Source organism: Caulobacter sp. GW821-FHT10C03 (assembly GCF_059415485.1).
In genome coordinates this window covers 14375-26026 of the sequence record NZ_JBWKNI010000001.1, presented here as the reverse complement: position 1 = coordinate 26026, position 11652 = coordinate 14375, and the positions used below count along the sequence as shown (strand labels likewise).

The following is an 11652-nucleotide window of genomic DNA, read 5'->3' as shown; positions in this document are numbered from 1 at the left end:
GTCAGGCTTGGGGATGGGGAGGCTCGGCGCGCGCCTGCTCGGGAGGCTTCACGGCCCCCGGCAGGCTGCCGAACATGTGCGGCCCCACCTGGTGACGCAGCCACGAGATGGCGGCCGGCTGGCGGGCGGCCAGGCTCTTGACCAGCGGCGGGATCTGCTCGCCGACCAGTATGCCGAACAGGCCGATCAGGGCCACGACCGGCGGCGCCGGCGAGCGCACCTGCACCAGGGCGTAGAACACCCCGACGGCCAGGCCCGCGGCGAGCGACAGGAGATAGATCTTCATCTTGGGACGCCTTGTTGAAAGGCGGTCCGCGCCGACCTGGAAGGTCGGCCGGCGCGGGCCGGTTCGTCAGCCCTCGTGGGCGTTGAACATGGTCTTGGCGTAGATGATGCCCAGGCCGTAGCCGCCGCCGAACTTCTTGGCGATGCCGGTGGTCAGGTCGTAGGTCTCGCCGCGCGCCCAGTCGCGTTGCAGCTCCAGCAGGTACTGCAGGGCCGTCATCGGACGGGCGCCGGCCTGGATCATGCGCTGCACGGCCCGCTCGTGGGCCTCGTCGGAGATGTCGCCGCAGGCGTCGGTGATGACGTAAACCTCATAGCCCTGCTGCAGGGCCGACAGCGCCGGGCCGACGATGCAGACGCTGGTCCACAGGCCGGCCAGCACGATGCGGCCCTTGCCGATCTTGTTGACCTCCTCGATCACGCCGGCGTCTTCCCAGCTGTTCATCGAGGTGCGGTCGACCAGGGCCTTGCCCGGGAACGGATCGGTGACCTCGGTGAACATCGGGCCCGAGAAGCTTTTCTCGGCCACGGTCGTCAGGATGGTCGAGACGCCGAAGCCGGCCGCGCCGCTGGCCACCAGGGCGGCGTTGTTGCGCAGGGAGACCGGGTCGATCGACTTGGTCGCGAACGCCATCTGCGACTGGAAGTCGATCATGATCAGGGTGTGGTCGGTCGGGGTGATCAGTTGATCGCCAGGGGTCGGGGTGGCCGTGATCGGCATCGACGGTGTCCTTGGAAAACGGAGTGGATAGAACGCCGCCGATACTGTCGGCGGAGGGCCGCGGGGTCTTGTTTAGGTCGGCCTCGATTTGGCCGCGCGGGCTGTGCGGACGTCGCCCTCGAGGTCGTCGCGACCCGGGTCGGGCCGAGCCTTTCCGATACCGGCGATATGTTCGCCCTCAACCTGAGGCGCTGAAAAAGCCAAGCAAATCCTCACGTTGCCGCGATTGGCCAGATCGGCGCTTTCAGCCCATTTCTAATACGACATATCGTATCCCACTCGACATTTCCGGAGCGAGGCGGTTATCATCCCGACTATCGGGATAAGTTCCCATAATATGAAAACTGTCGATCTCGGCGTCGCGCCCTCCCCCGGGTCGCCTCCGAGCCACGTCAGGCACAGGAGGAAACGATGAAGTCGTCGACCAGCGCGCAACTGTGGGCGGGTGTTTCGAGCGTCGCGGTGGCCGCCGCCGTGTTCGCCGCCCCGGCCATGGCCCTCGCCCAGACCGCGCCCGCCGCTCCGGCCGGCCAGACCGTCGAGCCCGACGCGGTCGAGGAAGTCGTCGTCACAGGCATCCGCGCCTCGCTCCGCAGCGCCATGGACACCAAGCGCAACTCGCTGCAGGTGGTCGACTCGATCTCGGCCGAGGACATCGGCCAGTTCCCCGACAAGAACCTCTCCGAAGCCCTGCAACGGGTGACCGGCGTGCAGATCAGCCGCCAGGACGGCGAAGGTCGCGGCGTCAGCATCCGCGGCGCCGATCCCAGCCTCAACCGCGTCGAGATCAACGGCTCGTCGGCCCTGTCGCTCACCGTCGGCGGCAGCGACCGCGCCGTGGACTTCCGCGACATCCCCGTCGAGTTCGTCTCGCGCCTGGACGTGGTCAAGTCGCCGACCGCCGACATGGCCGAGGGCGGCATCGGCGGCACCGTGCGGGTGATCACCCGCCGGCCGTTCGACAGCAAGGAGCCCTATGTCGCCGGCTCGATCCAGGGCGTCTATTCCAACCTGGCCAAGGAATACGACCCCAAGGTCGCCCTGATCGGCAGCCGCACCTTCTTCGACGACAAGCTGGGCGTCCTGCTGTCGGGCACCTGGGAAAACCGCCACCTCAACAGCAACAACGCCCGCACCACCGGCTGGATTCGCCGGGCGGCCACGGCCACCGGCACGGGCGCGACGCCCGGGCGCAGCACCGACGTCAACAATGACGGCACGCTGGACTGGATCCCCGAGATCCCGCGCCTGATCATCGACCGCCGCGAGACCGAGCGCAAAGCCCTGAGCAGCGTCGTCGAATGGCGGCCGACCGACAACTTCAAGGCCTATTTCGACGCCACCTACGCCACCGCCAGCGAGAAGGTGAACAGCTCGTTCCTGCAGCTGGGCGCCTCGGGCGGCCTGATCGACTACAGCAAGACCACGCTGGGCGCCGACAACACGGTCAACCACATCGAGCTGACCAGCGACGCCAACTTCCCGATGGACCTGGCCTACCGCAACATCCTGGGCGGGCTGAAGCGCACCCAGTACACGACCGCCGTCGGCGGCGAGTGGAAGCTCGACCACTGGGTGTTCGACGCCCGCTTCGACTATTCGAACGCCGAGGTCCAGAACAACGAGATCAACTCCACCGCCACGGTGTTCGGCGTTCCGCGCGCCGTCGTCGACTACACCGGCGGCCAGGGCGCGCCGAACTTCTCGTTCCCGGGCCTGGACGTCACCACCGGCCAGGGCGTCAAGCGGATCGACGCCCTGTTCAACCCGCGCAACAACACCTCCGAAGAGACCGCCCAGCAGTTCAACGTCACCTACAAGCCGGAAAGCTCGTGGCTGACCTCGATCAAGGCCGGCGTCCAGGCGCGGCAGTTCGAGACCGACCAGATCCTCTACCAGCGCACGACGCGCCTGAATTGCCGTAACGACGCCAGCAGCGGCGCCGTGGTCGCGGTGGCGACCTCGTGCGCCACGCTCGAGAACATCGTCAACATCAACTCGATCGTGAACAGCATCCCGTTCTTCGAGACCGGCGACCTGGGCTATTCCGGCGGCATCCGCCAATGGAACGACAACACCATGGGCACCTACGCCGCCACCCTGGCGACGGCGGGCCTGATCAACGACGTCTACGGCGTCAATCCCAACGCCAACACCGCCGAGACCTATGGCGGCCGCGGCACCTTCCAGGCCTTCCTCGACACCTGGTCGGTGGAGGAGAAGACCCGCAGCGCCTACGTCCAGGCCGCCTTCGACTTCCGTGAACTGCCCGTGGGGATCAGCGGTACGCTGGGCGTCCGGGTGGTCGACACCGAGACCGTCTCCACCGGCTACAACCGCGTGCAGACCGGCACGACCTCGGCCCCGATCGTCAACTTCGTCAAGGGCGAGCAGGACGGCGGCTACACCAAGACCCTGCCGTCGCTGAACCTGCGGTTCGAGTTCATCCCCGGCAAGCTGATCGGCCGCGCCGCCGCCAGCAAGGTGATGGCCCGCGCCGCGCCCAGCCAGCTGGCCCTGCGCCGCAGCATCGACCAGATCGGCTTCACCGGCTCGCGCGGCAATCCGGACCTCCAGCCCTTCGAGGCCACGGCCTACGACGCGGGCCTGGAATGGTACTTCGCCAAGGACAGCTTCATCTCGGCGACCTACTTCCGGAAGGACATCTCGTCCTTCATCATCAACCAGACCACTTCGGAGGTCATCGACGGCCAGACCTACGCCATTTCGCGCCCGGTCAACGGCACCGACGAGGTGTCGATCAACGGCCTGGAGATCGGCGGCCAGTACGCCTTCGACTTCCTGCCCGCGCCGTTCGACGGCTTCGGGGTGCTGGCCAACTTCACCTACCAGAAGGACAAGGGCTTCAAGGGGGTCAACCTGCTGACCAACGAGATTCTGCCGTTCCCGGGCCTGTCGCGTAAGAGCTACAACGTCTCGCTCTACTACGAGAACGACAAGTTCAGCGCCCGCGCCTCGTACAACTGGCGCGACGACTGGCTGATCACGGCCGCCGGCCGCGGCAACCTGCCGGAGTTCAACAAGGCCTTCGGCTCGCTCGACGCCTCGGCCAGCTACAACGTCAACGACAAGATCACCGTCTTCGTCGAGGGCGTGAACCTGACCGACGAGGTGCGCATCGAATACAACAGCGCCGCCCGCCGGATCGGCAACGAAACCTTCGGCTCGCGCTACTTCTTCGGCGTCCGCGCGAAGTTCTAGGAAGCCTGGGTCCAGGCGACAGGGGCGCTCTTTCCGAGAGGGAGGAGCGCCCTTTTTCGTTTGAGGGTGCGTGGCTTTCGCCCCGGGACGGGCCACCATCCCAAAATCCGTCTCTCCCCGCGAAGGCGGGGATCCAAGCTGGCTTTCAGAATGTGGCTTGGCCGTGGATCATCATCGACCTCGGCTTGGATCCCCGCCTTCGCGGGGAAGCTCGGGTGAGAGGCGCCCAAGAGGGTCGATTGTCGATGCCCCCTAGGGCGCGACCTCGACCGCGTCGCTGCCCTTCAGCTGCAGCCAGTCGGTGAACGGCAGGTGGTAGTAGAGGTCGAAGACCTCGGCCTGCAGCTTGAAGGGCAGGCTGCTCTCGCTGTTCCACAGCATGACGACGCCGGTCTTGGTCGCCGGGTCGAACATCATGGTCGAGCGGTAGCCGTCGACGGCGCCGCTGTGGCCGGCCAGGCGGTGGCCCTGATAGCCGAAGCTGCGCATGCCCAGGCCATAGGCCGGCTTGTCGAGCGAGCGGCCGAGCGGCGAGTTGCCATAGGGCCGGTTGGTCAGCACGCGCGGACGCTGAATCTCCTCCAGCACCTTGGCCGGCAGCACGGCGGGCGCCAGGCCCATCTGGGCCTGCATCCAGCGCGCCAGGTCGACGATGTTGGAGTTCACCCCCGCCGCCGCCGGCACGCGGTAATAGGCCTCGGCCAGGATCGACTCGCGGCCGTAGCGGGTGGGCCGCGCCCAGTGCCGCTCGCCACGGATCTCCTCCATGCCGATGGTCGTGCTGCCCATGCCCAGCGGCAGGAACAGCTTCTGGCGCGCCTCTTCGGCGTAGGGCCGGTGCGTTGAGGCCTCGATGACCTCGCGGATCGTGTCGTAGGCGAGGTTCTGATAGGTGTGGCAGGTGGCCGGCGGGCACTGCGGCGGCACCGTGCCCAGGGCCTGCCGGATCGTCTTCGGATCGCGGCCGCCTTCCAGCCAGCCGTCATAGGCGTTGCGCGGCAGGCCGGTGCGCTGCGACAGCAACTGCTCGACCGTCAGGGTCTGCTCGGCCCCGCCCGGCAGGCGCAGGCTGACGCCGAACCTGGCCAGCGGGTCCTGCAGCGAGAACGCCCCCTCCCCGGCCAGACGCGCGCTGAGGGTCGACGACACGGTCTTCGACAGCGAAGCCCAGCGGAACACGGTGTCGGCGTTGACCGCCTCGCCGTCGTTCGGCGTGGTCTGGCCATAGCCCTTCACGAACGACAGCCGGCCGTCCTCGACCACGGCGACGGCCAGGCCCGTCATGCTGCGGTCGGCCATCATCGTACGGATGCGGGCGTCCAGCGCGCGGTAGTCGATCTTGCCGCGCCAGTCCTTGGCCTCCAGCGGCAGGACGACGGGGGTCGCGGCCGCGGCGACCTGACGCTCGGCCTTTGTACCGGGCTCGGACGGCCGCGTGCAGCGCGAGACGGTCAGGCCGACGCCGCCGCCGATCACCGCCACCATGGCGGCAAGGCCCAGCCAGACCCGCCAGGCGCGACGCTCGGCGGGATCGGGCATGATGTTGTGGATCTTACGCAGGCGCTGGTCCGCCGATACTGACTTGAGAACGAAGTCGGCCCGCTTCGACGAGGAAGCGGGCCGATCTAAGGCGATCAGCCGGCCAGAACGGCCTTGATGGCGGCCAGGCCGTCGTCGGCCTTGGTCGCGTCCGGGGCGCCGCCCTGGGCGAAGTCGGGCTTGCCGCCCGCGCCCTGGCCGCCCATGGCGATCACGGCGGCCTTGGCCAGTTCGGCGGCGCTGAACTTGGCGACCAGGTCTGTGGTCACGGCCACGGTGACGGCGGCCTTGCCGTCGGTCGTGCCCACCAGGGCCACGACGCCGCTGGTCAGCTGCTTCTTGAACTCTTCGGCGACGCCGCGCAGTTCCTTGCCGCCGACGCCGTCGAGGACGCGGGCGATCAGGGCGGTGCCGTTCACGTCTTCCGGACCGGAGGCCGCGCCGCCGCCGCCCAGGGCCAGCTGCTTCTTGGCCTCGGCCAGTTCCTTTTCCAGCTTCTTGCGCTCGGCCACCAGGGCGTCGACGCGCGCCAGAACCTCGGCGACCGGGGTCTTGAACTGGTCGGCCAGGGCCTTGGCGACGCCGGCCTGGTCGAGCAGGAAGCGGCGGGCCGCCTCGCCGGTCAGCGCCTCGATGCGGCGCACGCCGGCGGCCACGCCCTGCTCGGAAACCATCTTGAACAGGGCGATGTCGCCGGTGCGGGCCACGTGGGTGCCGCCGCACAGCTCGACCGAATAGGCCTTGCCGGCTTCGGTCAGCGAGTCACCGAGGGTCAGCACGCGCACGCTGTCGCCGTACTTTTCGCCGAACAGCGCCACGGCGCCGGCCTCGATGGCCTCCTGCGGGGCCATTTCCTTGGTCTGGGCCGCCACGTTCTGACGGATGACCGCGTTGACCTCGGCCTCGATGCGCTCGATCTCGTCGGGCGACAGCGGGCCGCCGTGGCTGAAGTCGAAGCGCATGCGCTCGCCGTCGACCATCTGGCCCTTCTGGGCGACGTGCGGACCCAGCACATGGTGCAGGGCCGCGTGCACCAGGTGGGCGGCGGAGTGGTTGGAGCGGGTGGTGTGGCGACGCTCGGCGTCGACCGAAGCCACGACCTGGTCGCCGACCTTCAGCGGACCGGCCAGTTCGACGCGGTGCACGTGCAGCTCGCCGGCCTGCTTCTGGGTGTCGAGCACGCAGCTTTCCGCGCCATTGGCCTCGATCACGCCGGTGTCGCCGGCCTGGCCGCCGCTCTCGGCGTAGAAGCTGGTGCGGTCGAGCAGCACGTCGACGGTCTGGCCGGCCGAAGCAGCCTCGACCTCGGCGCCGTCGGCGACGATAGCCTTCACCACGCCGGTGGTCTCGGTGGTCTCGTAGCCGACGAAGTCGGTGGCGCCGGCCTTTTCCTTGATCGAGAACCAGGCGGCGGCCGCGCCCTGCTGGCCCGAACCGGCCCAGTTGGCGCGAGCCATCTGGCGCTGGCGGTCCATGGCCACGTCGAAGCCGTCGGTGTCGACCGTGATGCCCTTGGCGCGCACGGCGTCCTGCGTCAGGTCGAGCGGGAAACCGTAGGTGTCGTAGAGCTTGAAGGCGGTCTCGCCGTCCAGCACGCCGCCGCTTTCGAGCCCGGCGGTAGCTTCGTCAAGAAGCCCCATGCCGCGGCCCAGGGTGACGCGGAAGCGCTCTTCTTCCTGGCGCAGGGTCTCGACGATCGAGGCCTCGGCGCGGCGCAGTTCCGGATAGGCCTGGCCCATCTCGGCCACCAGGGTCGGGGCCAGACGGTGCATCAGGGGCTCTTGCGCGCCCAGCAGATAGGCGTGGCGCATGGCCCGGCGCATGATCCGGCGCAGCACGTAGCCGCGGCCTTCGTTCGACGGGGTGACGCCGTCGGCCAGCAGGAACGACGACGAGCGCAGGTGGTCGGCGATGACCCGGTGCGACGGAGCCTGGTCGCCCTCGGCCTTCACCCCGGTCAGCTCGACCGAAGCGGCGATCAGGGCCTTGAACAGGTCGATGTCGTAGTTGTCGTGCTGGCCTTGCAGGACGGCGGCGATGCGCTCCAGGCCCATGCCGGTGTCGATCGAGGGCTTGGGCAGCGACAGGCGCTCGCCGCCGGCCAGCTGCTCGAACTGCATGAACACCAGGTTCCAGATCTCGATGAAGCGGTCGCCGTCTTCATCGGGGCTGCCCGGAGGGCCGCCGAAGATGCCTTCGCCGTGGTCGTAGAAGATTTCCGAACACGGGCCGCAGGGGCCGGTGTCGCCCATGGACCAGAAGTTGTCGCTGGTCGGGATGCGGATGATCTTGTCGTCGGACAGGCCGGCGATCTTCTTCCACAGGTCCGCCGCCTCGTCGTCGGTGTGGTAGACCGTGACCAGCAGCTTGTCCTTGGGCAGGGCGAACTCGCCGGTCAGCAGGGTCCAGGCGTGGGTGATCGCCTGTTCCTTGAAGTAGTCGCCGAACGAGAAGTTGCCGAGCATCTCGAAGAAGGTGTGGTGGCGGGCGGTGTAGCCGACGTTGTCCAGGTCGTTGTGCTTGCCGCCGGCGCGGACGCACTTCTGCGAGCTGGCCGCGCGCGGATGCGCGGGGGTCTCGGCGCCGGTGAAGACGTTCTTGAACGGCACCATGCCCGCATTGACGAACAGCAGGGTCGGATCGTTCTGCGGCACCAGCGGCGCCGACGGCGTGACGGCGTGGTCGGCCTTGCCGAAGTAGTCGAGGAAGGTGCTGCGGATCTCGTTGAGGCTAGGCATCGTCGTCTCGGGAATCTCGAAAGGTCCGGTGTCGGCCGGAAGTCGGCGCTGCATAGCGCGGTTTCAAGATTTGTGGAAATCGAACCTGGGATGTGACCGGTTTCGGACGGCGCGCCGCTGGCCGGGCTCGGCGTGGTCGCGCTATGGGACTCGGGGGCGACGCGGGGGACGCGGGATGGTCGATCGAAATCTTGGCGTGACGCGGCGGCCGCGCCCCGCCCGCACCGCCGGCGAGGTGCGGGTCGAGGGCCGCAGGCCGCCACCCTGGCCGCTGCGGCTGATGCTGGCGGTCGCCATCGTCTCGCCGCTGTTCAGCCTCTGGTGGGAGGCCGAGCACAAGGCCGAGGTCGAGATCGAGCAGGCCGGCGAGTGGAGCCTGGACGGCGAGCCCTGCCCGGCCAGCACCGCCGCCGACTTCGCGGCGGCCTCGCGGCGCGCGCCGATGACCACGGCCTTCGACGCGGTGCGGCTGTCGCGCCGGGCCGGCCACGTGCGGTGCGCCCGCCACGTCTATCGCCTGGACGGCGGCAAGCAGGAGGCTCAGGTCTGCGACTTCACCAGCCCCGGCGCCCTGGCGGTCGCGAGCCCCAAGACCGTGGTCTATTACACCGCCCCGGGTTCGGCCCGGGTGGCGGTGATCGACGGCCAGCCGCGCTGCGTGCAGACCGCGCGCTTCCGAATGGGGCAGTGACGGCAGGCGAGGAGCGACATTCCCCGGCTCGCCCCAACCCGTTCCTCCCCGCGAAGGCGGGGGTCCAAGCTGGTTTTCAGGATGAGGCGGGGCGGCGGATCACCTGCGGCCTCGGCTTTCCCCCTTCGCGGGGACCCTCGGTGAAAAGGGACAGAGTTTCCCGACGGCGTCCGGCCTGACGCCGTAGCTCGGCAGGTCCGTCTCTCTATTCGTCTATTGGCGTACGCATCCCGCCGCTCCTACTGTCGCCGGGCGGGAGGACCAGGATGGACGCTGCGGAGATTGGGGAACGACCGGGGGCCGTACGGGTCGATGGACGCGCCAGGCGCGGCGTCTGGATCTTCTGGGCGGCGATCGCCCTCGCCATCGCCGCGCCGCTGATCGTCTTCGTCGCCTGGAAGCAGCGCGAGGCCGCCGGCGCCGCCGAGGCCTATTGGAGCCTGGCGGGAACGCCCTGCCCGGTCCTGACCCAGGCCGCCTTCGAGGCCCGGCAACGCAAGCCGATGGCCTTCGCCTTTGACAGTCTCAGCGTGGCGCGCGGCGCCGGCCACATGGAATGCACCCACCGGACCTACGCCCAGGCCGGCGGCAAACGCGAGGCGCCGGTCTGCGACTTCAGCGGCCCGATCGCCCTGGCGGTCGGCGTCGGCGGGCGGCAGGCCTTCTATGCGCCGACGGGATCGGCGCGGGTGGCCGTGATCGACGGCGCGCCGGTATGCGTGCAGCGGCCGTGGACGAAGATCGGGAACTGAGGGGGCTGGGGCTTCTACTCATCTGACGGAATTCGGCAGACGCTCTGGAAGCTGAAAACGGCCCCCCTCCGGCCCTCCGGGCCACCTCCCCCAGAGGGGGAGGATCTGATCCGGCGCCGCGCCAGGAAGATGCTCCCCCTCTGGGGGGAGCTGTCGCGGAGCGACTGAGGGGGAAGGCCAGCGCCCTGCGGCGGTCGCCCCCTCCGTCACGGCGCGTTTCGCGCCGCGCCACCTCCCCCGCTTTGCGGGGGAGGACAAACGAAATCGGACGCCTGGCATGGGGTCCAGGCGTCCGGGGATCGCGGCCGTCGTGGCGGTGTAGGTCCGCCGCGGGCGTATGGCGGGGTCGCCCTCGGCGGGCGGCGGCCGCGAAACTCGGAGCAGGCGCGCCCCGAGCTGTCTCTTATTCTTCCTCGCCGTCCTCGGGACCGCCGACCAGCAGCTCTTCCTCGATCTTCTGCGAGGCCTTGCGCACGGCCATCTCGATCTCGTTGGCCAGGTCCTTGTTGTTCTTGAGGAACTCGCGGACGTTGTCGCGGCCCTGGCCGATGCGCTGGCTGTTGTAGGAGAACCAGGAGCCGGCCTTGTCGATGATGCCGCCCTTGACGCCCAGGTCGATGATCTCGCCCAGCTTGGAGATGCCCTCGCCGTACATGATGTCGAACTCGACCTCGCGGAACGGCGGGGCCACCTTGTTCTTCACCACCTTGACGCGGACGTTGTTGCCGATGATCTCGTCGCGGTTCTTGACCGAGCCGGTGCGGCGGATGTCCAGGCGCACCGAGGCGTAGAACTTCAGCGCGTTGCCGCCCGTGGTCGTTTCCGGGCTGCCGTACATCACCCCGATCTTGTGACGGATCTGGTTGATGAAGATGACGATGGTGTTGGCCTTGTTGATCGAGCCGGTCAGCTTGCGCAGCGCCTGGCTCATCAGACGGGCCTGGAGGCCGGGCAGGCTGTCGCCCATCTCGCCTTCGATTTCGGCCTTCGGGGTCAGGGCGGCCACGGAGTCGACCACGACGATGTCGACCGCGCCCGAGCGCACCAGGGTGTCGGTGATCTCCAGAGCCTGCTCGCCGTTGTCCGGCTGCGAGACCAGCAGGTTGTCGAGATTGACGCCCAGCTTGAAGGCGTAGCCCGGATCCAGCGCGTGCTCGGCGTCGACGAAGGCGGCGGTGCCGCCGGCCTTCTGGACCTCGGCGACGACGTGCAGGGCCAGGGTGGTCTTGCCCGAGCTTTCGGGGCCGTAGATCTCGATCACCCGGCCCTTGGGCAGGCCGCCGATGCCCAGCGCGATGTCCAGGCCGAGCGAGCCGGTGGAGACCGACTCCATCTCGACCTTGCCCTTTTCGCCCAGCTTCATCACCGAGCCCTTGCCGAAGGCCCGATCGATCTGCGCCAGGGCCGCTTCTAGCGCCCGCGCCTTGTCGCCTTCTTCCTTGCCCACGAGTTTCAAAGCCGCCTGACTGGTCATTGGATGATCCGCCTTATTCCATGATTCCGACCGTCCGGCCGGAAGTTCGAGCGCCTCGGCGCCCACCGCCTGTGGAATGATTAATGCGTACACATTTTGTTCTATGTTCGCAAGATGTTCTTTTTCGGTCCGGCGCGCCCGCCGTACCTGCCTGCGACGGGCGGTCGCAGCCCCATCGGCGACCCGCCCCCGTGCACGGGTCTTTAAGCTAAGGCGCGCAAGCTGCCCCA

General features: G+C 68.5%; 8 protein-coding genes. 3 read left to right on the top strand and 5 right to left on the bottom strand.

The window, feature by feature from the left end:
- Position 1: 1 nt before the first annotated feature.
- Complete coding sequence (locus AC07NG_RS00095) at positions 2-286, bottom strand: XapX domain-containing protein (RefSeq protein ID WP_494591306.1); 285 nt, start codon at positions 284-286, stop codon at positions 2-4.
- A gap of 66 nt (positions 287-352) precedes the next feature.
- The gene (locus AC07NG_RS00090) at positions 353-1006 is read right to left on the bottom strand and encodes a hydrolase (protein ID WP_494591304.1); all 654 of its coding nucleotides are present in this window, start codon (positions 1004-1006) and stop codon (positions 353-355) included.
- 411 nt (positions 1007-1417) lie between these two features.
- On the opposite strand from AC07NG_RS00090, the gene AC07NG_RS00085 reads away from it, so the two are divergent.
- Positions 1418-4228, top strand: a complete 2811-nt coding sequence (locus tag AC07NG_RS00085) for a TonB-dependent receptor (RefSeq protein ID WP_494591302.1) — start codon at positions 1418-1420, stop codon at positions 4226-4228.
- A 252-nt stretch (positions 4229-4480) separates the two neighbouring features.
- On the opposite strand, the gene AC07NG_RS00080 is transcribed toward AC07NG_RS00085, so the two are convergent.
- Both AC07NG_RS00080 and alaS read right to left on the bottom strand, forming a co-directional pair.
- A complete protein-coding gene (locus tag AC07NG_RS00080) occupies positions 4481-5767 on the bottom strand; it encodes a serine hydrolase domain-containing protein (RefSeq protein WP_492855275.1) in 1287 nt (428 codons plus the stop codon).
- A 95-nt stretch (positions 5768-5862) separates the two neighbouring features.
- Positions 5863-8505, bottom strand: coding sequence for an alanine--tRNA ligase (gene alaS / locus AC07NG_RS00075; RefSeq protein WP_494591300.1), 2643 nt, complete (start codon positions 8503-8505; stop codon positions 5863-5865).
- Positions 8506-8680: 175 nt separating this feature from the next.
- On the opposite strand from alaS, the gene AC07NG_RS00070 reads away from it, so the two are divergent.
- Both AC07NG_RS00070 and AC07NG_RS00065 read left to right on the top strand, forming a co-directional pair.
- On the top strand, positions 8681-9196 hold the full coding sequence (locus AC07NG_RS00070; RefSeq protein ID WP_494591298.1) for a hypothetical protein: 516 nt from the start codon (positions 8681-8683) through the stop codon (positions 9194-9196).
- 266 nt (positions 9197-9462) lie between these two features.
- Entirely contained in the window at positions 9463-9948 is a 486-nt protein-coding gene (locus AC07NG_RS00065; RefSeq protein WP_494591296.1) for a hypothetical protein, read from the top strand.
- Positions 9949-10351: 403 nt separating this feature from the next.
- Here AC07NG_RS00065 and recA read toward each other — a convergent pair whose 3' ends face one another.
- On the bottom strand, positions 10352-11422 hold the full coding sequence (gene recA, locus AC07NG_RS00060) for a recombinase RecA (RefSeq protein ID WP_487287918.1): 1071 nt from the start codon (positions 11420-11422) through the stop codon (positions 10352-10354).
- Positions 11423-11652 lie beyond the last annotated feature (230 nt).